The 26,299-nt window shown below is 57.5% G+C and carries 16 protein-coding genes and 2 pseudogenes; 8 read left to right on the top strand and 10 right to left on the bottom strand.

Annotated features, from left to right (window positions below; translation table 11 throughout):
• The first annotated feature begins 103 nt into the window (after positions 1 to 103).
• The gene (locus QZH45_RS04555) at positions 104 to 649 is read left to right on the top strand and encodes an RNA 2'-phosphotransferase (RefSeq protein WP_055136267.1); all 546 of its coding nucleotides are present in this window, start codon (positions 104 to 106) and stop codon (positions 647 to 649) included.
• Positions 650 to 707: 58 nt separating this feature from the next.
• On the opposite strand, the gene QZH45_RS04550 is transcribed toward QZH45_RS04555, so the two are convergent.
• Both QZH45_RS04550 and QZH45_RS04545 read right to left on the bottom strand, forming a co-directional pair.
• Entirely contained in the window at positions 708 to 1,049 is a 342-nt protein-coding gene (locus QZH45_RS04550; RefSeq protein ID WP_069018400.1) for a DUF6124 family protein, read from the bottom strand.
• Positions 1,050 to 1,409: 360 nt separating this feature from the next.
• A complete protein-coding gene (locus tag QZH45_RS04545; protein ID WP_055135510.1) occupies positions 1,410 to 2,366 on the bottom strand; it encodes a tetratricopeptide repeat protein in 957 nt (318 codons plus the stop codon).
• Between the two features lie 658 nt (positions 2,367 to 3,024).
• Here QZH45_RS04545 and QZH45_RS04540 point away from each other — a divergent pair.
• Positions 3,025 to 4,410, top strand: a complete 1,386-nt coding sequence (locus QZH45_RS04540; RefSeq protein ID WP_069018399.1) for an IS4 family transposase — start codon at positions 3,025 to 3,027, stop codon at positions 4,408 to 4,410.
• A 65-nt stretch (positions 4,411 to 4,475) separates the two neighbouring features.
• On the opposite strand, the gene QZH45_RS04535 is transcribed toward QZH45_RS04540, so the two are convergent.
• Complete coding sequence (locus QZH45_RS04535) at positions 4,476 to 4,715, bottom strand: hypothetical protein (RefSeq protein ID WP_152979119.1); 240 nt, start codon at positions 4,713 to 4,715, stop codon at positions 4,476 to 4,478.
• A 160-nt stretch (positions 4,716 to 4,875) separates the two neighbouring features.
• On the opposite strand from QZH45_RS04535, the gene tnpA reads away from it, so the two are divergent.
• The 4 genes and pseudogenes from tnpA to QZH45_RS04515 all read left to right on the top strand — a co-directional run bounded on the left by tnpA (position 4,876) and on the right by QZH45_RS04515 (position 7,720).
• Entirely contained in the window at positions 4,876 to 5,256 is a 381-nt protein-coding gene (gene tnpA / locus QZH45_RS04530; protein WP_167355723.1) for an IS66-like element accessory protein TnpA, read from the top strand.
• Positions 5,253 to 5,597, top strand: coding sequence for an IS66 family insertion sequence element accessory protein TnpB (gene tnpB, locus QZH45_RS04525; RefSeq protein ID WP_055135507.1), 345 nt, complete (start codon positions 5,253 to 5,255; stop codon positions 5,595 to 5,597). The genes tnpA and tnpB overlap by 4 nt, the downstream gene beginning before the upstream one ends.
• A 35-nt stretch (positions 5,598 to 5,632) precedes the next feature.
• Positions 5,633 to 7,138: pseudogene (tnpC, locus tag QZH45_RS04520) on the top strand (IS66 family transposase).
• Between the two features lie 3 nt (positions 7,139 to 7,141).
• Positions 7,142 to 7,720, top strand: coding sequence for a plasmid pRiA4b ORF-3 family protein (locus QZH45_RS04515; protein ID WP_055135506.1), 579 nt, complete (start codon positions 7,142 to 7,144; stop codon positions 7,718 to 7,720).
• A 223-nt stretch (positions 7,721 to 7,943) separates the two neighbouring features.
• Here QZH45_RS04515 and QZH45_RS04510 read toward each other — a convergent pair whose 3' ends face one another.
• The 7 genes from QZH45_RS04510 to QZH45_RS04480 all read right to left on the bottom strand — a co-directional run bounded on the left by QZH45_RS04510 (position 7,944) and on the right by QZH45_RS04480 (position 23,877).
• The gene (locus tag QZH45_RS04510; RefSeq protein ID WP_055135505.1) at positions 7,944 to 8,519 is read right to left on the bottom strand and encodes a hypothetical protein; all 576 of its coding nucleotides are present in this window, start codon (positions 8,517 to 8,519) and stop codon (positions 7,944 to 7,946) included.
• 106 nt (positions 8,520 to 8,625) lie between these two features.
• A complete protein-coding gene (locus QZH45_RS04505; protein ID WP_055135504.1) occupies positions 8,626 to 9,483 on the bottom strand; it encodes a PoNe immunity protein domain-containing protein in 858 nt (285 codons plus the stop codon).
• A gap of 184 nt (positions 9,484 to 9,667) precedes the next feature.
• Positions 9,668 to 9,910 (bottom strand): hypothetical protein, encoded by a 243-nt coding sequence (locus QZH45_RS04500; protein ID WP_152979014.1) that lies wholly within the window; start codon positions 9,908 to 9,910, stop codon positions 9,668 to 9,670.
• Positions 9,897 to 18,644, bottom strand: a complete 8,748-nt coding sequence (locus QZH45_RS04495; RefSeq protein ID WP_081325353.1) for a hemagglutinin repeat-containing protein — start codon at positions 18,642 to 18,644, stop codon at positions 9,897 to 9,899. Before QZH45_RS04495 ends, QZH45_RS04500 begins: the two co-directional genes overlap by 14 nt.
• Before the next feature lie 40 nt (positions 18,645 to 18,684).
• Positions 18,685 to 20,391, bottom strand: coding sequence for a ShlB/FhaC/HecB family hemolysin secretion/activation protein (locus tag QZH45_RS04490; RefSeq protein ID WP_069018398.1), 1,707 nt, complete (start codon positions 20,389 to 20,391; stop codon positions 18,685 to 18,687).
• Positions 20,392 to 22,332: 1,941 nt separating this feature from the next.
• Positions 22,333 to 23,181, bottom strand: a complete 849-nt coding sequence (locus QZH45_RS04485) for a phosphatase PAP2 family protein (RefSeq protein WP_055136021.1) — start codon at positions 23,179 to 23,181, stop codon at positions 22,333 to 22,335.
• Positions 23,182 to 23,205: 24 nt separating this feature from the next.
• The gene (locus QZH45_RS04480; protein WP_024781103.1) at positions 23,206 to 23,877 is read right to left on the bottom strand and encodes a phosphoglycerate kinase; all 672 of its coding nucleotides are present in this window, start codon (positions 23,875 to 23,877) and stop codon (positions 23,206 to 23,208) included.
• Between the two features lie 127 nt (positions 23,878 to 24,004).
• Here QZH45_RS04480 and QZH45_RS04475 point away from each other — a divergent pair.
• Positions 24,005 to 25,153: pseudogene (locus tag QZH45_RS04475) on the top strand (methyl-accepting chemotaxis protein); the annotation flags it as partial.
• A 42-nt stretch (positions 25,154 to 25,195) separates the two neighbouring features.
• Positions 25,196 to 26,059, top strand: coding sequence for a methyl-accepting chemotaxis protein (locus tag QZH45_RS04470; protein WP_406822820.1), 864 nt, complete (start codon positions 25,196 to 25,198; stop codon positions 26,057 to 26,059).
• The last annotated feature ends 240 nt before the right edge of the window (positions 26,060 to 26,299 follow it).

The following is a 26,299-nucleotide window of genomic DNA, read 5'->3' as shown; positions in this document are numbered from 1 at the left end:
AGGCGCTTCACCACGGACACGCTCACCCTTGTGACCATTTCTGAAAAATCCTGGATGGGCAGTTGCTGCCCGATTAAAGAATGACATTGAGGCTTCAAGCAGTATGGATACCAAGCGACTCAACGAGACCAGCAAATTTCTTAGCTATGTCCTCAGGCATGAACCACAAGCGATTGGCTTGCAACTGGACAGCGAAGGCTGGGCCGATATCGAATCTTTGATAGCCGGTGCGGCTGAAGATGGCCGTCCGTTGAATATGGATCTTATTCAAGCCGTCGTCAGCAGCAGTGATAAAAAGCGCTTCAGTCTCTCCGACGATGGCCTGCGCATTCGCGCCGTGCAGGGGCACTCAACCGGTACTGTCAGTCTTCAACATGTAGAGAAAGAACCACCGGAGCTTCTTTACCACGGCACTGCCACGCGCTTTCTGGAGTCGATCAGGGAAAAAGGGCTGATTCCAGGCTCCCGTCACCATGTGCATCTGTCGCAGGACATGCAAACGGCTATTGCTGTTGGGCAGCGTTATGGAAAGCCTGTGGTACTGAAAGTTGACGCCCTTCGAATGCACCAACAGGGTTTCAAGTTCTTCCAGGCCGAAAATGGGGTTTGGTTAACGGACCATGTGCCAGCAAGTTTGATTTCAGAGTGAGTCATTCAAAAAACATCAGAACGGGTTTGATCGTTGATCAAACCCGAATTTTCAGTTTCTATCTGGGATCAACCGTATCCAATGCCCGGTTTGCCAGGATCTGCCCCAGTTCGATCAACTGCTGCAGCCCCAAGGCGAAATGCCGTCGAGAACCTTCCAGTTCGAACGCCAGGTCACCGGCCATGACATTGGCGGAGGCCAGGGTTTCGCTAAGGTTGGCCAACAGGCTTTCGGCATCTACGCCATCCACTATGGTGAAGAGCTGGTTGGGGGATGGTTTCTCGTCGGGTTGGGCGGGTTTGGGGTTCAGGTAGGAATCGATGACGCGTTCGGCGTTGGCATCGGCGGCGATGTCCAGGTGCAGCGGTGGGACGGGTGGGTCTGGGATGAGTTTGTCCATGGGTACTCCTAACGTCAGTTGGAGCCGCCACGGCTCGCGACTAAACGAGGTGGGGTGGCGGCTGTACGCAGGTTAGTCGACCGGGACGTTAGGAAACCGGCGCACCCGAGGGTGCCCTGCGCACAACCACCATAAAATCAGGGACAACACTGTAGCCTGACTTCAAGGAGACCTTGCGCCTAACGGAATACCGAGCGACTAAACCCGACCGCTGAATTGGCAGCGGTAGACGAAGACTAGGCACCGGAAACGGCAGGCGCAAGGGGTTGGGATTTTCTAGGAAATGTCCTGCAAGTCAATGGGAAAGGTCTTTATACAAATTGTTTCGCTCTCTTGGAGTCGGCAATTTCATACGAACCATTAACGCGGGAATAGAACGATAGGCGCCATGAAGTCTAATGTTTCCTGATCCGCCGGCGTCAGATAGGGATCTTTCATGACCACGCCCCTCAACGCAGACACCACGATGGTGTCGACATTTGGATCACCACAACTTTTGGCCAAGTAAACCTCTGGGTTGGGGCGTCCAGCCGAGAACCTATAAAGAACCTTGACCGTCCACGTCTGACCGGATTGACGGAGCTCCCTGACTGCCCGCGAAAACCGCAACTCGGAATGCTGGACGTCTGCAAGCCCGCGAGCCCATAGTTGGTTATATTTTTGCTTCTGCCCGGCATCAAGCTCCATTCCTCGAACTCGCAGCAGTCGAGCCGCCTTCCAGGCAGGGTCGCCATATTTTTGGGTAGCATCGATGTACAGCTTCAAAGCGCCCGGCAAATCTTGCACACCGCCCTCACCCCGCTCCATCAGCTTCCCCAGTTCCACCACACCCGCTACGCCCGCCCGGCTGTAGTAGTCCCGGGCCTTCACGGCATCGACCGGCTCGTCAATTCCGTCCCGAGCCATGCGCCCGAGCTCCACATAAGCATATGGATCGGTCGGTGCCGCTTGCTGGTAGAGCGCCTTGGCTTTGATAGGGTCGCGAGGAACGCCGTTTCCGCTTTCATAAAACGTCCCTAGCACATGCTGGCAAATCGCATTGCCACCATCACTGGCAACCATGACGAATTGCAAATCCGCGGGCCGAACGGTTTTGAAATACGTGGTGACGTAGCAGGCCTTGCCTTGGCTGTCCTCCTGTGGATAACCGAATGAGCCAAGCGGCACATCAGGATTGTGTGTTTTGGTGAGATAACGCTCCATCGGCGTGGTGCGGGTCGCCTTAAGGTACCCGACCGTCCTCTCCCCCAGGCCTTCCAGACTCTGGCAACCGCCAAGAAGGACAGTCAGGCCGATTGCTGCAATATTTCTGGTCATGCGGCTTCCGTTTCCATACGCATAATGTGGTTTGTTCATGGAGATAAACAAGAGAGTAAAGAGGGGACGGATTGATTTTTCACCTCAAAATTAAATTGATCCGTCCTTTTTTCCCTACGCCACCCTTAAAACTAATTCATTTATCATCATCCGATCCAAATCACTCTTTGCAGCACGATTCAACACCGGAATTAGATAGTACAGCAGCAACTCTCGCCTAGCTGCATCGTCAGACAAAGCTCTTTCAACACAGCCAATCAGTGAAGCTATAGACATAATAGAGGCAAAACTTTCATACCCTCGATAACCTGAGAACGGTAACTTCTTAAAAAATGATCTGCCAGTTGATGCTGCTCAGTTTTCCCCCAAGACCGGTGTGGCAAGAGTACCATCGCCTCACCCCAATCATCGGAATCTAATGGATATGCTCCAGTCAACCAGTCGGCAGCCTGAGCAGAGCTCATTTTTCTGAGTTCCTTACAAAGTGCTTGCTGTCGTGCGTCCATATCAAGCCTATTTCAAAAAAAGGGGACAGATCTGAATGGCGCTTACTTAACAGCTAACTAGCTGATACGACTGCGAAAAAATGAAAAAAGGCTGGCCTTGGTCTACGGTGATAGTTGCGAACACACACCGATCACGCAAGGACACAGCCCGAGTGAATCGTAGACGCCAAATCGCCCGACATCAACAGCACCGTATGCGCCGGCACGTCACGAACAGCAATGCTCATGCTTTCTTCAAGCTACTCACCGATCCTGAGTTATTGCAGGATGTCGAGTCGTTGATACCCGAGCATCGCCAGCGGCTATTTCCCCCGACCGAAACGCTTTCCATGTTTTTGTCACAGGCGATGAGCGCCGATCGGTCCTGCCAGAATGCCGTGAATGATTTATCTATCAAACGCTCCTGCGAAGGGTTGAAACCCAACAGCGTCCATACGGGGGCCTACTGCAGAGCCAGGGCGCGGTTGCCGGTGGAGATGGTTTCAACCTTGTTGCGTTCCACCGGGTCATCAATGAGCAACCGGGCTCCGTCATCGTGGCGTTGGATGGGGAGACCAGTACGACTCGTGGATGGCACTACCGTTACCCTGCCGGATACGCCAGCCAACCAAGAGGCCTACCTGCAATCTCGTGGGCAGAAGGCCGGACTGGGCTTTCCCATCTGTCGTTTAGTGGGGATCGTTTGTCTTGCCAGCGGTGCTGTTCTGGATGCCTCGTTGGGACGTTTTCGCGGTAAAGGAGGTGATGAGCAAACATTGCTCAGAACCATGCTCGATACCTTGGAACGGGGCGACATTGTTCTAGGCGATGCCTACTACGCTACCTACTTTTTGTTGTGTGAACTACACCGTCGAGGCGTGGACGGGGTGTTCGAACAATACGGCGCTCGACGGCGCAGCACGGATTTTCAGTTGGGGAAGTCCTTGGGGTCGGAAGATCATTTGATTGAGCTGAAAAAACCTCAGACAAAGCCGTCCTGGATGAGCCAAGCCTATTACGAAGAGGCCCCCGAGACGCTGACAGTACGTGAGTTGAAGGCCGGAGGGAAAATCCTGGTCACCACTTTGAGTTGCCCGCAGCAAGTGCCAAAAACCGCCCTCAAATCGCTGTTCAAAGATCGATGGCATGTTGAGTTGGATCTGCGCAACCTCAAGACTACGCTGGGGCTTGAAGCGCTGAGCTGCAAGACGCCGAATATGGCCGTCAAAGAGTTATGGGTATATTTGCTGGCACACAACCTGATACGGGTGCTCATGGCGCAATCAGCTCTGTTAGCTGACTGCCTGCCTCGCGAACTGAGCTTCAAGCACAGCCTTCAGCTGTGCCTTGCGTTGAAGCAGTACGGGCCTCAAGAGCAAGAGGACAAAATGACGGATCTGCTTGAGCTGATTGCCCGCAAGCGTGTTGGTAAGCGTCCAGGCAGAATTGAGCCACGCGCCATAAAACGAAGACCCAAACCTTACCCCATGCTGATGAAAACACGTCGATCAGCAAGGGCTGAGGTCAGGAAGAATGGGCATCCGAAGAAGGTTAAGTAAGCGCCATTCGGGGGATATCTATTTTTCACCTCAAAATTAAATAACCCCACTTTTTCTTCTTATTATTAATCCGTGCGCCCCGTAATTAACCCCTTAAAGTAATTCCAACGCTTAAACATCCAGTAAACCACTAGCATAATAGTTAACGGCGCAGCCATCAAAAATTGAAGCCAGCCATCCTCAACTCCTAAAATGCTTGCTGTCAGCCCAACAGCAGCAAAACAAAGTAGCGCACTAACCCCTGTCATCATACAGAGCAATCCAAGAGCGATTAAAAGCATGGAAAAATAGTTATTTCCTCTCACTTGACGCTTCCTCATACACAGTAAATGCCTTATCCCCTACGGACCTGAAATACATCATCATCGCTGTTCCATAGGGAGGTAACCGTCCGCCCAACACCCTCTCCTGACAACCCTCCAAATTGGCCAAGATAGTGGACACCATTTTTTAGTGGACACTATCTTGGATACAATTGCCCCAGCCCGTCGAGCCGGTCGCCGTCCCAACTTTCCGCTGGACTTTAAACGCCAAGTCGTCGAGGCCACCCTCCAGCCTGGCGCCTCCGTGTCGTTGATCGCTCGCGAACATGACGTCAACGCCAACCTGGTGTTTCGCTGGCGGCAGCAATATCAAGAAGGACTATTCGGCCCGATCAGTCAGGGTGCATGTGCAACGTTTTTACCTGTCCAGGTGATCGAGACGCCCACGGATCTGCCGCACATTCAAGCACAGCCACAAAGTCATTCCGAGATCCTTGTTGAGGTGGGAAAAGCCAGGCTGCGCATCACCGGTACGCCCGACCCGCAAACCGTGCAACTTATCTTGCAGCAGTTGCTGCGATGATTGCCCCTCCCGCTGGAACCCGTATCTGGATCGCCGCAGGCGTCACCGACATGCGTCGTGGCTTCGACGGTTTAGCGGCACTGGTGCAGACACAGCTGGAAGCCGATCCCTTCTCCGGTCAGATCTTCGTCTTTCGCGGACGACGCGGTGACCGGATCAAATTGTTGTGGTGGGATGGCGATGGCTTGTGCCTGTTTTGCAAACGACTGGAACAAGGACGCTTCGTCTGGCCACAAGCAACCAGCGGCAGCGTGTCTCTGACCGCTGCGCAGCTATCGATGCTGTTGGAGGGCATTGATTGGCGCAGGCCAATTCGTACAGCACCCGTCCTTGCGGTCTGACTTGCCGCGCTGAAAAACCTGAGTAACATGCGGTCATGACACTCGTGACCGACTCCCTGCCGAATGATCTTCAAGCCTTGAAGGCCTTGGTCTCTGCCCAGCGCGCAGAGATTGAGCACTTGAAGATGATGATCGCCAAGCTGCGTCGTACGCAGTTCGGTCGCAGCTCCGAGCAACTGGACGCGATGATTGATCAACTCCAGTTGAGCCTTGAAGAGCTGCAAGTCAGCCAGACTGAACTGACGCCCCCAACCGAACCGCCACCTCGTCCTGTCTCTCGGCGCAAGCCGCTACCTGCACACCTGCCTCGCGAAACCCATGTCCATCAGCCCGAGTCGCAATGCTCTGGTTGCGGTGGGAAGCTTCGCCATTTGGGTGAGGATGTGTCCGAAGTGCTGGAGTACGTTCCGGCGCGCTTCAAAGTCATTCGCCATGTCCGTCCGAAGTGGGTCTGCCGCTGCTGTGAGCATATTGCCCAGGTGCCGGCGGCGAGTCGCCCAATAGCCCGAGGCCTTGCCGGCCCGGGATTGTTGGCCCATGTGCTGGTTTCCAAGTTCGTCGATCACTTGCCGTTGTACCGGCAGTTCGAGATTTATGCCCGTGAGGGCGTGGAGCTGGAGCGCTCAACCCTGGCCGACTGGGTCGGCCAGAGCAGTCAGTTGCTGCGACCACTGATCAGCGCCCTTGAGCGTCATGTCATGAGTGGTCATAAAGTCCATGTCGACGACACGCCAATTGGCGTCCTCGCGCCAGGCAACGGCAAGACCAAAACGGCTCGCCTGTGAACATACGTGCGCGATGACCGACCGGCGGGTGACTCGACACCGGCCGCGGTATGGTTTGCCTACTCGCCGGATCGCAAGGGGCAACATCCCCGCGCTCATCTCAAGAGTTTCAGCGGGATCTTGCAGGCTGATGGCTATGCCGGTTTTACTCAGTTGTATGCCACGGGCACTATTGAGGAAGCCGCGTGCTGGGCTCACGCCCGCCGCAAGTTTTACGATGTCTACAAGGATCAGGCTTCACCGCTTGCCGCCGAGGCGCTGCAATGGATTGCGGCCCTGTATGCCGTCGAAAGCGAGATTCGAGGACAACCGCCTAACCTGCGAAAAGCGATTCGGCAAAGCCGGGCCAGTCCGCTGCTGGAACAACTGCACGCATGGCTCAGCCAGACGCTGACGCAACTGTCGAAGAAATCGGCATTGGGCGGTGCGATCCTCTATGCCCTCAATCGGTGGCGGGCGCTGACGCGCTACTGCGATGACGGCCGAATCGAAATCGACAACAACGCCGCCGAACGGGCGCTACGCGCCATCGCATTGGGTCGCAAAAATTACCTGTTTGCCGGTTCCGATGCCGGCGGAGAACGAGCGGCGGCGATTTACAGCCTGGTGGGTACTGCCAAGCTAAACGGGTTAAATCCGCAGGCCTATCTGACCTACGTGCTTGAGCATATCGCCGAGCACCCGATTAATCGGGTGAGCGAGTTGCTGCCCTGGAACATTTCGTTGAACCCGACTGAACACTGCGAGGCCGCCTGATCCATGGTTAAAACTGTCCGGTTACCCAAACCCGCCCCCGACCTGTTGCTACTGCACATTGAGCTGAAGTGGATTACTCCGATGATCTGGCGTCGTTTCGTAGTCCCTGAAAACATTACCTTGGGCAAGCTGCATCACGTGATTCAGGTCGTGATGGGCTGGAGTGACAGCCACCTGCATGAGTTTGAAATAGCAGGTGAGAAATACGGGATTCCCGATCCTGATGGCTGGGGGGCGCCGGTGAATCCAGAAGCTCGCAAGACATTGGTCAAAGCGCTGTTCGGTAAAAAGACGTTTGACTACCTCTACGACTTTGGTGACAGCTGGGTTCACCGAATCAAAGTCGAGAAAAGACTACCCGCGATCACAGCCCCTCAACTGCCGTATTGCATTGAAGGCGCCAATGCTTGTCCACCGGAAGACGTAGGCGGGGCACCGGGTTACGAGGATTTTCGAGAGGCCATGGCAGACCCCAGGCATCCAGAACACGACGACATGGTGGACTGGTATGGCGAAATATTTGAGCCGGCGGCGTTTGACTGCGAGCGGGTGAATCAGTGGTTTAAGAGGATCAAGGTTTGAGTTGCAAGATGGTGTAGCTCGGACGCTTACGGAGAACATCGCGTTTCGTTCGGATATCAACTCCGACACCGTTGTGCTTTCTGATTTCTGCAAGATGCTGACGGTATCGTTGCGCGATGGGTGTGATGTGATGGATGTTATTGGCAGGCGCTTGCGAGCACAGGCAGCGGAGTAATGAAAACGGGCGACTTGTGGGTCGCCCGCTTCGCGTTCACAAATCGAATCAGAGGCCTGATGCGCTCGCGACGGGAATACGCTCCTGCGGCTGAGTGACATCGTAGACGTGCTGCTCACAACCTGCCTCGATGATCACGAACTCCACCAGATAAACCTTTTGCTTCTCTGGTTTGAAGGTAGAGTTCATCGGGCCACACTCATAAACAACCCGCTCGGCATAGCGATAGTAGTTCGAGTCGTAAACCCGCGATTCACCGATCACTTCAACTGTCTGCCCAGGATCAACCTGCATTTCCAACTGGGGAAAGCGCTTGACGGCTGCGCTGTTGGTCACCTCGTTCATTTTGGCAATCCAGCCGAATACCTTGCCGCGGCCGGAGTCAACTACCGTTCCCAAGACCTCGGCACGTTGATCTGTATCGGAACTGCGCCGCACGGAGAACTGCACCGGGTGAGGGAACCCTGTCGACTTCATGATGACCTTGGCATGCTCTGCGTCAGCCACGACCTTGGTTTGCTGCAACTGGACACCATTCTTGAACAGGCTTGGTGAAGAGTCCCTGACGTTTGAATGACAGCCTGCCAGGGCCACGGCTAGAACTATAAATATGTTTTTTCTCATGATCACTTCCCTGCAAAACGTGAAAACCAACGGACCGTAAAATGTGTTCAGCGATACTGGACTAAAGTGGAGGCTTTCAAAATTTGGTTATTAATAGAGGCAGAGCCTAGCCTGACCTGCCCAGCAACCGGGCCCACCACCCAGACTTGGCAGTTGGGCCTGCTGTTGGGATAGCGTCCTCACTGGGATGGAGCAAATCACCCGGGTAGTGTTCGTGCCCGATGCAGTCGCTATCATCCAGCCCAAACACTTTCACTGCGGCGACCGCCTCAAAGCACCAACGACCGAAGTAGCTTCCCATCTCAAGCGGGTGTTTTACCGGATCACCATAGATGTACCACCATGGTTGCTGTTTACCGCGTCGGTTCAACTCCGAATACCAGTGCTCCACGAAAGCATGCAGAAGAGCAGCTTGTTGCGGTTGTGGTGCGTCAACTGCCTTGAGCAGCCTTGCGTAAGGCTTGGCGTGTAACAATCTATCTCCGATCACCCGTTCCGGTTGACGAGACGCAATCACTCGATCCAGCAGAACGTCCTGGCCGCCCTCGCCTATCAACGCAACCAAACGGAGCCACTGGTCATCAGGAATTTCAAGAGCAAGCGCCAAGGCCACCAACCAGAAACACCAGATGTAGTGGTTTAAATCCGCCAACTCAAAAGTCCAGTCTCGGCAAGTCTGGAGATTGTTCTCTGCGCAAACTTCGTCGGAGGCGCGATTAGAGAGCTCCCATGCGTTCAGAAGACGTGGGAAATGGGAAGCGATCTCCAAAGGGTTCCCACCCTGTGAATAGACTCTTATGCCTGATATCAAGTTATCCTTAGCAAAATCGAAAGCGAATTGAGGCCTATAAATGGGATTGGCCGAAGGTTCCGACAAAATTGTACTTGCACGCTCAATCCACTGCCGATCCTTTGCTTCACGACCATTCCAGTAGTGTTTATCCCCCAAAGGTGCACGAATCATGGAAGAGCCCCACTCAAGTTTTTGGACGGTAATATTTTAGAGTTATCTCCAAAACCAAAAATTAAACATCTTGCCAAATACATCAAAAACACAATCTCTACCAATGCTTTAAAAAAGCGACGAGACTAGCATCCTTAACAAATCACCCAAGACTTACGGACACCCAACCTCTCACTCGCCATAATCACCACCCCCCGCGCCCGGAGATAAAGGACTTCACGTAATTCCAGCGTGTAACAATCCAATACGTTGCAAAAACCCATGACAAGGGAAACCCAACCCAAACAAAAATCCAGCTTGAATCAGTACCGATCAACAGCGAAATCAAAACCACCACCATCATCGCTAGAAATGTACTTACACCCCAGACGATTGCTAGCAACGAAAAAGCCAGAACCACCGCACTGATCAAGTTATTTTTTCTCACTGACGGCCTCATTATAAAAAACGTAACTCTTCAAACCTACTGACTGAAAATACAGCCCCATTGCCGTGCCGTACGGCGTCGGCCGCCCAAGAATTATTTTATTATTATCAAACCCTCTAACTGTAACCCCGAACAGTGAATCGCTTTTGTTCAGGCCATCAGCCAACCCCATCTTAAGCGGAACCTTGACAAAACCAGACCCAAAAGATAGCGCCAAATCCGCACCACTATAAATCAACGGCCCGTAACCGCCGGGAATTTGATCAAACACCTGTTTAACATGATTGAAACCACCCTCATCATTTGTGAAATGATTATAGAACCCTGTTGTTCCTTCCTCGACGTTACCCACTCCGAAGGCGAACATTGGCCCACCAAAAACGCACCCCGCCACCGTTCCGCACAATGTAAAACCCGCATAAGCGCTCACGCCTCCTCCAACTGCAGTAGCGGTATCAGTAACAACTGGAATAACATCACGTGTCGTAGCATCCATAACAGAGTCAGTAAATGAATAGTTGAATAAGCCTTTGTCTCGTTGAGCATCCGCCCATTCAAGCTCATTGCTCAACCCCACCATATCAGCCTCGGTCAGATAAGCATCGTGATACTCCTTGGAGCCCCGATCCAGCTGAGCCCAGCATTTAATGGAGTAACACAAGGCTTTCTCCAAATTCTCTTCGGTGAAATCACCTTTCTCGGCCTCAGCTTTAATAGCGGCCTTTTCGGCCTCATGGGCGGCCCGGTTGTACACGTCCACCGACATCGCATTGCCGCCCGCTACAACCACACCTGTTGTGCCGCTCCCAGATCCAGCTATACCTCCTACTCCTGTCGCAATCAACGCAGCCAACGCGTCCTGATCAGCACCCTTAATTCCATTTTTTTCCAGTGCGTCTGCAATTGCGGGCATCAGAGCTGCGGACGCGCCAGCGCCTAAGGCCCCGCTTTGCGCACTACCGCTGGAAAGTCCGATAGCCGCTCCAGCTAATGCATGCAGCATTACTCGTGCAGCCCCGCCTTCCGCCCATGCTGCTCGAGTGGCTGCGTCAGATTTTGGATCGACTGATCTTGCTTGAGCGTAATCACCAATTTTGCTGAAAATGTCGCTGGATGTCGTGTTAGCAACGATACCAACTGCTGTACCACCCGTAGCACCGCCAAGACCTGCGGCAATCAATCCAGAAGCTATATCGGCCATCAGTTTTTTATCACCGCCAACCTGCCAACGCGCCGCTTCTACACTGGCAGCCTCAGCCGCCCGGGCTGCTGACTCGGCACCCGGCGAACCAGCGTCTGCTTGTGCTTTTGCCTCCTGCCCGAGCTTTTTAGCCTCGTCGGCTTTTGCCTTCGCCACCGTACTGATAATTCCACTGGCCAGTTGCGCCGAGCTTTGAATCAGGTCGATACGCTCTTGCATGGCCTCTTCATCAGGCTTGTCCAGCTTCTGATTCGCGTTGGCCGTATCACGATTGAGCCCCACCAGGTCGTTCGCGCCCTCGGGATTACGAACAACGATTGTGCCTTCGCTGACGGCGCTACGGGTGTAACTGTGGTCTTTATCCTTAAGAGCTACCGGGATGCTGCCGCCCATCGAGGAACCACCACCGTTACTGCCCGAGATGGCTATTGCCGCCGACTGACTTTCGATCTCGCTGGTGTTCTTGATGTCGCTGACGATCAAACGATCCGTGCTGAGCCGGTTTTTGTCCGCTGACGCTTCACTGGCAATCACAGCGCCCTGCAAGGTCGTGGTTTTGCCCACATTGATGTCGTAGCCGCCTGCGCCGGCAAACAACCCGCTCTGGTCGGTCACCGCTTTGTAATCGCTGTTCATGTTGGCGGCAGCAATATTCGCCGAGCCCGCCACCATGGCGCCATAGCAGAATGGCGGAACGCAGATGCTCGCGCCGATCCCTCCGCTGCTTTGCTTGCTCTTCGACGACTCTGTGTCCTGACGAGAAAGGATATTCAGGTTGCCGCCAATCGACGCTTTGATGGTATCCGCCCGGACCTGCGCTCCGGCGAGAGTAGTGTCGCGGCCGCTTTGTAGCAACAGCGATCCGGTATCCAACGTGGTGTTTACTTGAGTGACCGACTTGCCGTTACCCATGTTTTTGGCGCCTTGGGCGCCCAAGTCCAAGGTAAAGCCGTTTTGCTCACCAATGTTGAAGCTGGCACCAATGGCCGTTTTGTTGCTGGAACCGTCGTTTTTACGGTCGACGGTGTCCTGGGCGCTTTGCAGCAGCACATCATTTTTTGCCAGCAACAAAGTGTTGACAGCCTTCAGGCTACTACCCGTTATCTGAACATCACCCTGGGTGCCCACCGCTTCGCCGGTGGCGACAATCGATAGCTCTTGACCCGCGTTAAGCGTGCTTTGCTTCGCCGTCAGGCTGCTGTATTCGCTACTGCTTTTGCTACGCGTATTGGCCAGCTCGGTACCGATCTTGATCAGCGAACCGTTGCTGGGGCTGCCACCTTGCTTGTTCTTAAACCCGGTGCTCTGCCCGTTTGCATCCGAGGCCTGACCACCCAGGTTGTAGAAGGCAAGTGCGGCCTGGGCGATTTTTACCGCCTTGAGGCGAGGGTCATCTGCATTCTTGGCGGCGTTGTACGAGTCCCGAATGCTTCTTGCGGTATCAATCACCGCACCACCGATCACACGTCCCACCGCCAAGCTTTTAGAACTGTCCTCAGTGGTTTGCCGCGCTGTTTCGGCACCTGCCTTGATGGTCACATTGGAACCAGTAAGCGCCATGTCCTTGGTGCTGACCAAATCACTCGCCACCACACTCAACTCACGCCCAGCCGTCAACGTCACATTTCCAGCACTGGAGCCCACCGTACTCCCCGTCAGGGTCGTTTCATCAGCCGTCCCATTGTGCTTCTGACTGTTGATAAACAAATGCTGATTGCCCGTCATGTCATCCAGGCCCAGCTTGTTCCCCGTCAGCACTCCAGTCAGGTCACGATTCTTTTCCTTGTGCATATCGGTACGCGAGAAGGTGTTCCGCGCCGCGTCGATGGTCAGGTCGCGCCCGGCCTGCACGCTCAGGTCACCGGTACTGACCAGGGACGAGCCTGTGACTTTCACATCCTGTCCGCCCGCGACGGTGACCGTCTCGCCCGAGACCATGCTGCCCACCGCCGTGGTGCGTTTCTCGTTGACCTTGTCTTCAATCTTGCTCGACTTGAACCCACCCCAACTGCTTTTGCTTTGCTTGCGCTCATGACGAGCGCTGTCGGAGTCCGTCGCGGCAAGTACCTGAACATCGTTGCCCGCGACCAGCTTCGCCGCGCCTTTTTCGGCCGTTACGGCGCTGCCCGCCAGTAACAGGTTCTCGCCCGCTACCAATGTATTGTTGCCACCGGAGCTGACCAGACTGCCTACATTGGTGGTGCTCTGCGTTTCATCGAGGCGGAACTTCTTGCTCGTCGAGGTCTTCTTGGTCTTGCTGAAAAAGCTGTAGTCCTGATCTTCAGCAGTCTTGAGGGCAAGGTTTTTACCCGCCACCAGATAAGCCTCATTTCCCGCGTTGACCGTACTCGCCACCAATGCCAAATCCTGCCCCGCGCTCAATGTCACATCCCCGCCCGCCTTGAGCGTGGTGGACACCTGCTGGACATGATCCTCGATGCTCTTGACCTTTTTGCTCTTGCCGTACGAATGTTGCTCATTCGCCGCCGAGGCCAAGGTCAAGTTGTTCGTGGCCGCCATGGCCACGTTTCGAGTGACATCGATCTGGCTGGCGGCCGCCTCGAGGTCGGCACCCGCAGTGGCTTGAAGATCGCGACCGACAGTGACGCTGGAGCCATGTTGGGTGATGGTCGAATCGCGATGATTGGCGCCGCGCGTATGGCTGTCCGATTGCTCGGCAGCCGTAATCTTCAAATCCCTGGCCGCGCGCAAGGTGGTGTCGTTACCGCTCTTCAGCGCGCCGCCCACGTTGTTGAGATCGCGCCCGGTGCCCACGCTCAGGTCATGACTCGCCTCGATCCGCGCCGCGCTGTCGGCAAAATCCCGCTGCTCTGTCTTGTAGCCGGTGCCGCTGGCATGACGGGTGACAGTCCGCTCGTTGGTCACATCCCCCGCGAGCGCAACAACGCTGACATCCCGGCCAGAAATAACCCCACCCGCCCGGTTAGTCAGATCATTACTCGCCAACGCATCCAGCCGATTCCCCGCCTCCAGCAACCCACTGTTCACCAGGCTGTCGTTAGCCCTGGCAACCAGATTATTGGACGCCCGCAACGTCCCGGCGTTGTTCAGGTTCTTACCGGCAATCAACGTGACGTCGCTGCCCTGGATCAGCGCTCCATTCGCCGCCAGCCGATGGTTGGCGTTCGCCAGGTAAAGCACCGGCACCAGCACCTGCTGGCCGTTCACGGTCTGGCTTTCCATCCAGACGATGTCGTGGGTCAGTGCCGCGACCTGTTCGCCGGTCAGGCTTACGCCCAAGGACAGGTTGAGGGCGTCCTTGCTGGCGATGGCGTTGTTCATCAGGTACTTGAACATGCCTTCATCGGAGGTCTGGCCGTCGAGGAAACGCTGGCCGGTGCGGGCGATGACGGCTTGCTGGATCAGGCGTTGTTCGTAGAAGCCGTCGCCCAGGCGCTTGGCCGCATCGTCGGGGTCGTAGCCGAGGTTGGACAGCAGGTAATCCGAGCTCATGAACCGGCGCATGTCGGTCAGCGCCGGGTTGGTTTCGATCAGGTATTTTTGCGGGTTGGCCTGGAACGAGCGGTCCGGCAGGCCGCGCACTTGGATCAGGCCGCTGCCTTGGGTCGGGGTGCCGGTGCCTTCATTCAGGCGGAACAGGCCGTTCTGGCCGGTGGGCAGGTCGAAACCGGGCAGGGTGACCGGGTTGACCTGTTGTTGGGCGAGGTCGGGCGAGAGCTGTTGGTTGACGGTGATGCGGGTAGAGATTTTTCCATCGGCACCCGTGTCGGTACGCGGGCCGGCGCCGACGTAGTTGTAGCCACCACGGATGACTCGGTTGTCGGCAACGCCCTGGACGCGGACGTCGACGGGGCCGCCGGACTGCATGATGGCGGCGTAGGTCTGGGTATCGTGGGACAGGGCCCGGCTGCTGCCGAATTGCAGTAGTTCGCGCTCGGTCGTGCCGATGAAGCGGCTCATGTCAGCTTCCAGGCCGCCGAGGTTGGCAGGGTTGTAGCCGGGGCTCTGGAACCAGTACTTGTTGGTGAAATTATTGGCAAGGGTACGCCAGCCGCCAGGGCTGCGCGTGCGCTCGGACATGAAGGTGCGCGAGGTTTCGGTGTCGTGGGTTTCGATGCCGATGTTGTCCAGGCTATCGAGCCTGGCGGTGAGGGAGCCGCCCGCGCCGATGGTGCTGCTGCGGTTGGTCAGGCTGTTGGCCTGGATATTCAGGTTGCCGCCGGTGGTGATGCTCGACCCGGCCGAGGCGTCGCTCACTTCGAACTTGTCACGCTGGATGATCTGCCAGACGTGGTTTTGCTTACCGCCTTCACAGTCCCCGGCATTGACGCCTTCCCGGCAGGCGACTTCCCTGATCGACGCGGTGTAGATACCGGCGTCGTTGGTGTTCAACACGGTCCGCACGTTTTCAATCGTGCTGGCGGCCAGGTTCATGTTGCCGTCGCTTTGCAGCGAACCCGAGCTGTTGATGATGCTGGAGGCCTTCGTGCCCAGGCCGTCGCGATCGATGCTCAGGTTGCCCAGGCTGTAGATGTCGGCGTTGAGGTTGGTCAGGCTGTCGACCTTCAGGGCCATGTCGGCACCGCTGAAGATCAGGCCGTTTTCGTTGCGCAATGCACCGGTGCCAACGCCCAGCAACCCGGCGCCGCCCAGGGTGCCCTGGTTATTGATGCCCTGCGCCGTGACATTTATGCCCGCCGCCGAAGTCACGCGGCCACGGTTATTGAACAAGCCATCGGCATGCACGGTGGTTTCCCCGCCGCCGGCGACACTGGCGTTTTTCTCAAGATCGATCAGTGCAGCCTTGAGGCCCAAGGTGCCCAGGCTGCTCAAGCGGCCGTTGCCCGCGTATTGGCCGGTGAGCTGGACATCGATCAGGCCATCGCTGCCGATCAGGCCGTCGTTGCGCCAGTCGATCCCGGTGCCGGTGAAACTGTTGGCGCTGAGTAACTGGCCGGTGGCGGTCTGGGTCAGGTGGTTGACCTTGACGGTGAGGTGTTCGGCCTGGATCGAGGTGCTGTTGGTCCAGCTGTCGGCTTCAAGCACCAGGGTGCCGTAGGTCATCAGGCTGCCGCCGGCGGCGCCCAATTGTGTGAGGTTCAGGCCGAATGCGCCGGCACCGATGTGGCGCAGCTTGCCGCTCTGGTTGTTCAGGCTGCCGAGGGTGAAGCCGACGTCGTTGCTGACGGTTTCCAGGGTGCCGTTGCTGTTGTCGAACAGGCCGCCGATGGAGAACACGGTAGTGCTGTTGCGGCCGAAAGTGCGCAGTTGGCCGTTGTGATTGACGAGGCTGGCGGCGAGGACATCAAGGCTGCTGTTGCCTTCGATGATGCCCTTGGTGTTGTCCAAGGCGCCGTTGAGGTTGAGATCGATCTGCCCGGCACTGATCTGGCCGCTGGTGTTGTCCAGGTTCAGTGCGTCGACCTTCACCTTGCCGCTGGCATAGAGGCCGCCGTTGCTGTTGTCGAAACGGGCGCTGCCGGTATCGAGCAGCGCATCCCCAGCCTGCGCCGCGATGCGTCCGCCGTCGTTGAACAGCCCGGCGAGGGCTTCGAGGGTCAGGCCTTTCGCCTGGATCGTACCGCCCTTGCCATTCAGGTCATGGCCGTTCTTCAGCACGCCGCTGACCTGCGCCTCCAGTGCGGCCTTGACGCTGGACAGCACACCGCCGCGGTTGTCCAGATTGGTGGCGAAGACATTCAGGTTCGCGTCCTGAGCGATGATCGAGCCGGCCTGGTTATCGGTGTCGCCCGCAATGTCGACCCTCACCAATCCCTTGCCCTGCAGGGTGCCCTTGGCGTTGTCGAGGCTGGCGGCGGTCACCTTCAGTTCGGCGTTGCGGCTGGCAATCAAGCCATTGTTGCCGTTGTTGATCGCGCCTTTCGTGGCGGTCACGACCAGGTTGCCATTGGCGGCGACGGTGCCCTTGTCGCGGTTGTTCAGGCTTCCCGCCTTGAGGGTCATCAGGCCTTGGGTCGACAGTTCGCCGCCCTGGTTATTGACGGCGCCGGTCGCGGTGATATCCAGCTGCTTGCCGGTCATCACCAGGCCGGTGAGGTTGTCCAGGCTGCCGAGTACCAGCGTCGCGGTGTTCAGGCTCGACAGTTCACCGGCGTTGTTATCCAGATGGCCCGCCGTCACTTGCAAGGCGCCTTGGCTGTTGATCAGGCCGCCGCTGCCATTGAGCACTTGATCGGCCTTAACATTCACCTCGGCATTGCCCAGGATGCGGCCTTTGGCGCGGTTATCCACAACCTTGGCCGTGACGGTGGTCTTGCCCTGGCCGCTGAGCGTACCGCCCTGGTTGCTCAACGTACCGGTCGTGGTGACCGTCAGGTTTTGACTGGCAGCGACCGTTTTGCCGTCGTTATTCAGTTGTTTGGCGATGAGGGTGACGTCGCCGCGGGTATTGCGCGTGTTGTCTGCGTTGACCCCGGCTTCGATGATCCCGTTGTTACGCAGGGTGCCGCCGCTGTCCAGGCGAATACTGTCGCGGGCCACCAGGTTGTTCTGGCTCGTCAGATCACCCTGGGTTTTCACGGTCAACGCGGTGCCGGCGTAGACCGGTCCCTGGGCGTCAAGGCTGGCGGCGTTGACGTTGACGGCGCCGGCTGCAGCGGTCTGCGCCAGGCTCAAATGCCCATTGGCATCGAGCTGGATATCACCGCCACTGGCGATCATCTTGCCGTCCAGCTTCACCCCGACACCGGCCTCGGTGCCCACCAGCTTGATGGCGCCTGCGTACATGCCGCCCAGGGCCGAGGAGTCGATCGCCAGTTGCGGCTTGGCGCTGCCGTCGTCGGCACGGGCGGTGGCGTTGAGGGTCGCGGCGTCGACGTCGTTGCGGCCGGCGACGATGGTCAGGTTCTTGGCCTGGATCTCGGCATTGATCCTGGCGCTGCGGGTGATGATTTCGAAGCGGTCGACGTTGGTGGCGTTGAGGCCCGCGCCTTCGACGGTAACGCTACCCTGATCGACCTGGTAGCTCCGGAGTTGGCCGTTTTCAATGACTGGTTTACCGGTGGTCAGGGTCGCCTTCGGGGTGTTGATGAAACCGCAGCCGTTGCAGGTGATGCCGTAGGGGTTGGCGACGATGACGTGGGCCGACTGCCCCGCCACTTCGGTGTAGCCGCGCAACTGGCTGGGGCTGCCACCGTTGACTTCGTTGAGAATGACCCGGGCCGCCGTGCCCTTGAGGTTCGGGTTGCCGAGGATAATCCCACCCAACTGCGTGGATTGAGCCGGGTTGGTGGCGTTGTTGAGGATGACGCCGTTGCTGCCGACGTTGTAGTCCTTGAACTGGTTGTGGGACAGGCCACTGCCGTTGGGCTTGGCGATGTTGACGATGGGCACGCCGTTGCCCGCCTGGCCCAGGCTGGTGCCCGAACCACTGACAACGATGCCGCCCGCCTGGGCCCACATCGGCTGCCAGAACATGACGTTGGCCAACAGGAACGCCAGGCCGCGCTTGGGCATGCCCCAGAACAGTTCTCGGGTTTTCAGGGCGGCAGAAGGTTGGCGGGCCAGCAGGGCGTATTGACGATCGTCCATGTTCAAGTCTCGGTTACAGCAGAATTTAAAGAAGCCGGAATCAGAAAAAGGCGTCCACGCGGAAATAGATCGGCGCTTCGCGCTCGGTCAGGGCAGCCGGGCGTTCCAGGGAGTGGGCAAAGGTGACGCTGGCACTCAGGTGCTCGCCGCGGGCGAACAGCTCCACCGAATTGCTCGACATGCGCCCGCTCGGTTCCTTGTTGTAGTGATTACCGCGTATCACGCCCTGGTCATAGCCGAGGCTGGTGCCGTACTCGGCGAATACCGGACGCAGCCATTGCAGGGTCACCGGGCGGCTCCAGCGCAGGTCGTTGCGCCAGTAGCCACCGCTGTCGCCGGCCAAGGATTGATCCTTGTAACCCCGAATCGAGGACTCCCCGCCCAGGCTGATGCGCTGCGGCGCGAACAGCGCATCCTCGCTGCGCTGGCCGGTCATCAGGCTGCTGAAGCTGAACGACTCGCCCCATAGCTGGAAGGGTTGCAGATAGCTGACGGTGGCGGTGTATTTGCGGTAGCGCGCATTCGGCAGTCCGCGGCCCGGGTCATGGTCGCCCTGGGCATCGAAGGCGCCGATGCCTTGCTGCATGCCCAGGTCGAGGTTGACGAAGGCACTGCCGATCCGGCGACCATGGTTGATGCCAAATTGCGCCTCGCTGATGCGATTGCTGCTGTCGCTGAGTTTGCTGTCTTCGATGAAGTTGTTGCTGCGCAGGTAGGCCAGGCCGGTGTTGAGGGAGGTCTTGCTCATGGCATCGCGATGGATGACGCGCTCGACCCGCAACTGATGGTTCTGGCTGTCGCCGCTCTGCTTGAAGTTGAAACCGTTGGCCGCGATCTGCGAGCGGTACTCGCTCTGGCTGTAGGTGTAGCTGACGTTCCACCAACCAAACGGCAGGTTGTAATAGAGCATGGCGTTGCGGGAGGTGTGCTGGTGATCGCTCATCGCGTCATGACCGCCGCGCAACATCAATTGATCGGCCAGGCCCAGTGGACTGTCCCACTCGAAGCGGGTGCCCCACTGCTGCTCGCCGGTGCTGCGCTGGCCGTCGTTGCTCCGGGACAGCCCGGCGCGCCAAGGCTTTTGCGGGGTATTTTTGACCAGCACTTCGCTGCCGCCGACGTTCTGGCCGGGGGTCAGTTCCATCTGCGCCTGGTTCGACGGCAGGCGATTGAGCTGGTCCACCATCTGCTCGATTTCCCGCAAGTTGACCAGCTCGCCGGTCTTACCGGGAAACGCCATGGCCAGTTCACGCTCCGACAGTTGGCTGTTCTCGGCACCTTTCAAGCCTTCGAGCCGGCCCTCGACCACCAGCACCTGCAGGTGACCAGCGGACAGGTCCTGCTGCGGCAAGTAGGCACGGCTGGTGACCAGGCCTTTCTCGATGTAGTGGTCGGTGATGACCTTGAGCAGTTCATTGAGCTGGGGCACGCCCAGGCATTGGCCGATGTAGGGCTTGAGCAGCCGCTCGCGTTCACGGGCTGAGAGGCTGTCGGCGCCCTTGAGTTCAATGGTCTTGATGGAGAAGCAACGGGTATCGGCCGGCGCGGTCGGCTGGGTCGGTTTCGCCTCCTGGCCGGGCAGGTCCTTGAGCTCTTCCAGACGCCGGCGCTGCTCTTCGAGCAAACGGTTCTGGCGCTCGCGGATCAGGTCGGTTTCACCGGGGGTGGGGGCGGCGTGAGCCAGGGTAAGCGGAGACAGGCACAGCAAAGCCAGGCACAACCTCGCCCAAAGGGCGGGTGAGAACATGTTCGATCCCTCGATACGGAAATGACAGCACGCTCGCGAACTGACCGAAGACGAGTCTCCAGTGCTGTTTTCGAAGGTACCAGTCGATCCAGGCCGTCTCGAAAACCGCTCACGCTGCTGATACGCAAAACCACGCGCATACCAGACTGTGCATATCGCTTTCGGTTCAAGGGGGAGGGATTTTTCTGTTAAAAAAAGAGACGTGTCTCACAAGACGCGTCGAAAACCTAGACAGTAGAGGAGCCCAAAGAAGGGCTGCCGGGCAGTCCAGCGGGAGCAAGCTCCCTCGCCACGGAGTTGTCTGCCTGTCCCAGAGAGAGAGCGATCAGGCATCACCGAACCTGTGGGAGCTAAGCTTGCTCGCGATGGCACCGGTACATTCAATAGAGATGTTGACCGACACACCGTCATCGCGAGCAAGCTCGGCTCCCACAAGGGATCCAGGGGCGACACACGGATTTTCGTTCACAACAGATCGCTGTGGGAACTGAGCTTGCTCGCGATGGCGCCGGTACATTCAACAGAGATGTGACTGACAGACCGTTATCGCGAGCAGGCTCGCTCTCACAAGGGATCCAGGGCGACACACGGATTTTCGTTCACAACAGATCGCTGTGGGAGCTGAGCTTGCTCGCGATGGCACCGGTACATTCAATAGAGATGTTGACACTGACACACCGTCATCGCGAGCAGGCTCGCTCCCACAAGGGATCCAGGGCGACACACGGATTTTCGTTCACAACAGATCGCTGTGGGAGCTGAGCTTGCTCGCGATGGCGCCGGTACATTCAACAGAGATGTGACTGACACACCGTCATCGCGAGCAAGCTCGGCCCCCACAAGGGATCCAGGGCGACACACGGATTTTCGTTCACAACAGATCGCTGTGGGAGCTGAGCTTGCTCGCGATGGCACCGGTACATTCAATAGAGATGTTGACACTGACACACCGTCATCGCGAGCAGGCTCGCTCCCACAAGGGATCCAGGGCGACACACGGATTTTCGTTCACAACAGATCGCTGTGGGAGCTGAGCTTGCTCGCGATGGCACCGGTACATTCAACAGAGATGTGACTGACACCCCGTCATCGCGAGCAGGCTCGCTCCCACAAGGGATCCAGGGCGACACACGGATTTTCGTTCACAACAGATCGCTGTGGGAGCTGAGCTTGCTCGCGATATGGCACCGGTACATTCAACAGAGATGTGACTGACACCCCGTCATCGCGAGCAGGCTCGCTCCCACAAGGGATCCAGGGCGACACACGGATTTTCGTTCACAACAGATCGCTGTGGGAGCTGAGCTTGCTCGCGATGGCACCGGTACATTCAACAGAGATGTGACTGACACACCGTCATCGCGAGCAAGCTCGCTCCCACAAGGGATCCAGGGCGACACACGGATTTTCGTTCACAACAGATCGCTGTGGGAGCTGAGCTTGTTCGCGATGGCACCGGTACATTCAATAGAGATGTTGACTGACACACCGTCATCGCGAGCAAGCTCGGCTCCCACAAGGGATCCAGGGCGACACACGGATTTTCGTTCACAACAGATCGCTGTGGGAGCTGAGCTTGCTCGCGATGGCGCCGGTACATTCAACAGAGATGTGACTGACACACCGTTATCGCGAGCAGGCTCGCTCCAACAAGGGATCCAGGGCGACACATGGATTTTCGTTCACAACAGATCGCTGTGGGAGCTGAGCTTGCTCGCGATGGCGCCGGTACATTCAATAGAGATGTTGACCGACACACCGTCATCGCGAGCAGGCTCGCACAGGGAATTTCGGCTGGTCTGTACCAGGGAAAGGTCATGACGAGAAATCGCATGAACTTTTCTTCACCCTGCCCACGGCCGTTCTTCGGTAAAGTCCCCTCGCTCATTCAAGAAACTAAGGTTTTAGCCCGCTCTCCCGCGGGCTTTTTTTGTCCGGGATTCAGGCGCAGGACTGAGCGTCACCCAACTCAGGCAGGCCTTTCGTACTCTGCAACGAAGCCTTGGTCAATACAGGCTGCTCCAGGGCCGCTCGGCCATAGAAGGCCAACGCCATCAGCCAACAAGTCAACCATACGAAGATTCCGGCCCAAAAGGTGTGGGACATGTAGTGCCATCCCTGTAGGACTCGCGTTGTGCCATAGACAAAGCCCAAGGCCAGCGCTCCGTACATCAGCGCTTTCGAGTGACGCCAGCGGTAGCGGCGTGCGACGAAGTACAGCGCCAGCATGGTAAAGCCACCGGACGCATGACCGCCGGGCCAGCAACGGCCGTCGCCGGCGACTTTCAGCAGTTTGAAGTTCTGATACCACTCTTTGTGTTCGATCTTGCCGGCGTACTGAGTGGTTTCCACCGGGCAATACACGCTGGTGTGGCCCTTGAGGTAATGAATGACCCCGGTACTGAGAGAGAATGCGAAGACGATATAGAGGAAATCACGACGGTGCTTGTGGGCAAAACGCAGCGGCTTGCTCAGCCTGAGCTTGTCCAACAGGCGAAGGAGCCCAGGACGTTTTTCCGGCTTGAACAGGGGCCAGAAAAACGACAACAGCGTACCGATAATGGCCGCCTCACCGGTCCAGTTCGGAATGATCCTGGCCCACTTGTGGGTGATTTTCTCGAACCAGTACACATGCTCCAACGGAAACACCTGGTGCACCGGGTCGTAGAAGAAATCGCTGATGGCGATGTCGATACGGGTCATGTCGAACAGTAGAAACACTACTGCGGCACAGAGCACGGGAATTCCGAAATTGGCCGCGTAGAAACGGGCGCGAGCAGACGTCAGCATGGGCTGTCCTAATCGTGGGAAAATTTACTTAAACGTCACCGAGCGCCAGTCAGACGCTTCGATAAAACCGAGCAACCGAGGCGCTTGTGGCTCGGCGGTGGAAACAAACAGCGACGCACCGTAGCCAAACGTCGAAGACGGTCGCTTGAGCGAGGTTTCCAATGCCTGCATGCATTCACTATGGGTCACCAGGATCAGGTTGTGCCCGGCCACCTTGTGGGCCAGGGCATTGCGCAACAAATCACGTCGGCAATTGATCAACCAATCGTCGCCAGCGCTCACCTTGTTGAACATGTACCCCGCCGTCTGGGCTGTGCGGATGGACGGACTGTTGTAGATGTCGGTGTTCTCCAGGCCCAATTGCTCGAACCGGGCGCCAAGACCTACCGCGACGGCACGGGCCCGGTCAGTGATGCCCGCAGGATCATTCAGGCACGCAGCCTTGGAGTGATCGCAGCGCTCGACATGGCGCACCAGCACGATCATTTCCCCCTTGGCCCAGCCTTCGGCCAACGTCCGGGCACCGGCGACATTGCCATGGGCCAGGTCCGGCAACGCCGACGGGCTCAGCAACCAGAAGGTCAATGGAATCACCAGCAGCGCGGAAGCCAGTACGACTATGGCGTTTCGGTAGCGGGCAAACCGGCTTGTCTCGATCGAGCGCCTCAAGCCGAAAAAACTCAGTCTCAGTTCCACATCAAGCCGCCCCGACGGCATCCACCCCTGTCATTCAATGGCGTGACAGTAGAGACGGCGGCGTAGGCAAGCAGTGAAATGGATGTGAAAAAAAGCTTGGCACACGCGCCTGAAGATCACTGAACAGATGGGAGCCGGGGAAAAATCTTTCAGATATCGAACCAGCGGCCGATACAGGCCTGTTATCTATTTCGCTGGCTTAACAACAACAATCTTCCAGCCAACCGACGATCAAGCAGCACTACGTTCCTGGAGGAATTTGATGAATAGCTGGTTTGGCAACATTAGTGTCAATATGAAATTGGGCCTGGGCTTCGGCCTGGTGCTGCTCCTGACCTGCATCCTGGCCGTGACCGGCTGGAGCAGCCTTGGCGGGCTGATCGACCGCAGCAACTGGATGAGTGACATCACCCAGCTCAACGCCGGGCTGACCAAACTTCGGGTCACTCGCTTGCAATACATGCTGACCAACGGCGACGAGACGGCCGCACAGAATGTGCAGACCACCCTCGATGGTTTCGTGGCGCAACAGAACGCGCTGCTGAGCAGCTTCAAGAGCCCGGAAAACGTCAAGCGACTCAAGGAACAGAGCGCAACCATCAGCGCCTATCAGGCGTCCCTGAACAAAATGCGCAACGCCTACCGCACCGGCAACACGGCCCGCGAAGCCATGGGCGCCAACGCTGAAACTGCCTATAAACTGATCGAAGTGATCGGCGCCGATGTGGCGCAAATGGCCCCGAGCGATGAACGCTTCGAACAGTTCCAGGCAATCACCCAGGCGAAGCAGGCGTTCATGCTGGCCCGTTATGAAGTCCGTGGCTATACAGCCAACAGCAATGCCGATACGGAGCGGAAAGCCGTCGGCCAACTGGACGCCGCCATCGCTTCGCTCAAACCGCTGAATCTGCACTTCGCCAGCACTCGTCAAGATGAGCTGCGCCAGCTGGAAAACGCCCTGACCCAATATCGCAGTGCCTTGCAGGCCTTCAAGTCGGCCACTGCCGACGCCGTGCAGGCGCGCAAGGAAATGACCGAGCAGGGCGCGACCATCGTCAACTTGAGCGAACAGCTGTATCAGATCCAGCTCGACCGCCGCGACGCCGAAAGCGCCCAGGCCCGCACGCTGCAACTGATCAGTACGTTGCTCGCCTTGCTGGTGGGCACCATTGCCGCCGTGGTCATCACGCGACAGATTACCCGGCCGCTGAGCGAAACCCTGACCGTGGTCGAACGCATTGCCAACGGCGATCTGTCCCATAACATCATCGTCACCCGCCGCGATGAACTGGGCGTGCTGCAGCAGGGCATCGCTCGCATGGGTGTGACGTTGCGCGATCTCATCAGCGGCATCCGCGATGGCGTGACCCAGATCGCCAGCGCCGCTGAAGAACTGTCCGCCGTCACCGAGCAGACCAGCGCCGGGGTCAACAGCCAGAAAGTCGAGACCGATCAGGTCGCGACCGCCATGCACGAAATGACTGCCACCGTGCAGGAAGTGGCCCGCAACGCCGAAGAAGCCTCCCATGCAGCGGCCGCAGCGGATGGCGAAGCCCGCGCCGGCGACCAGGTGGTCAGCGAAGCCATCGCTCAGATCGAACGCCTCGCCAGCGAAGTGGTACGTTCCACCGACGCCATGACCGTGTTGCAACAGGAAAGTGACAAGATCGGCAGCGTCATGGATGTGATCAAGGCGGTGGCCGAACAGACCAACCTGCTGGCCCTCAACGCAGCGATCGAAGCGGCGCGCGCGGGTGAAGCCGGTCGCGGTTTTGCGGTCGTCGCCGACGAAGTCCGGGGCCTGGCCCAACGCACGCAGAAATCCACCGAGGAAATCGAAGGCCTGGTGGCCGGCCTGCAAAATGGCACCCAGCAGGTGGCGGCCGTGATGAACAACAGCCGCAGCCTCACCGACAGCAGCGTGGCCTTGACCCGCAAGGCTGGGGTGTCGCTGGAGAACATCACCCGCACGGTGTCAAATATCCAGTCGATGAACCAGCAGATCGCCGCAGCCGCGGAACAGCAAAGCGCCGTGGCCGAGGAAATCAGCCGCAGTATCATCAACGTGCGCGACGTGTCCGAACAGACCGCCGCCGCCAGCGAAGAAACCGCTGCCTCCAGCGTTGAACTGGCGCGACTGGGCAATCAGTTGCAGATGATGGTCAGCCACTTCCGGGTTTGATCATGAAAAACGCCCGTTTCCGGTGGGAGACGGGCGTTCTTGTGAGGCATGACTCAAGCGTTCCAGGGGTTGAAAATTTCAATTCCTGAGAATTCGAAATCTCTGGTATTTCGAGTTGCAACCAGCGCCCCCCTCTCGACCGTCCCTGCGGTCAACCAACCCGCACAACGCATCGACATTTCGTACATATCTTCCCTTTCAGTCCTACCCTCTTTTTCTGCACGCTCCTGTACGGTTTTC

Origin of the sequence: Pseudomonas corrugata, assembly GCF_050920615.1 — a bacterium.
Taxonomy (GTDB): domain Bacteria; phylum Pseudomonadota; class Gammaproteobacteria; order Pseudomonadales; family Pseudomonadaceae; genus Aquipseudomonas; species Aquipseudomonas corrugata.
The sequence above is the reverse complement of the archived record's forward strand: the minus strand, read 5'-3'. Positions and strand labels throughout refer to the sequence as shown.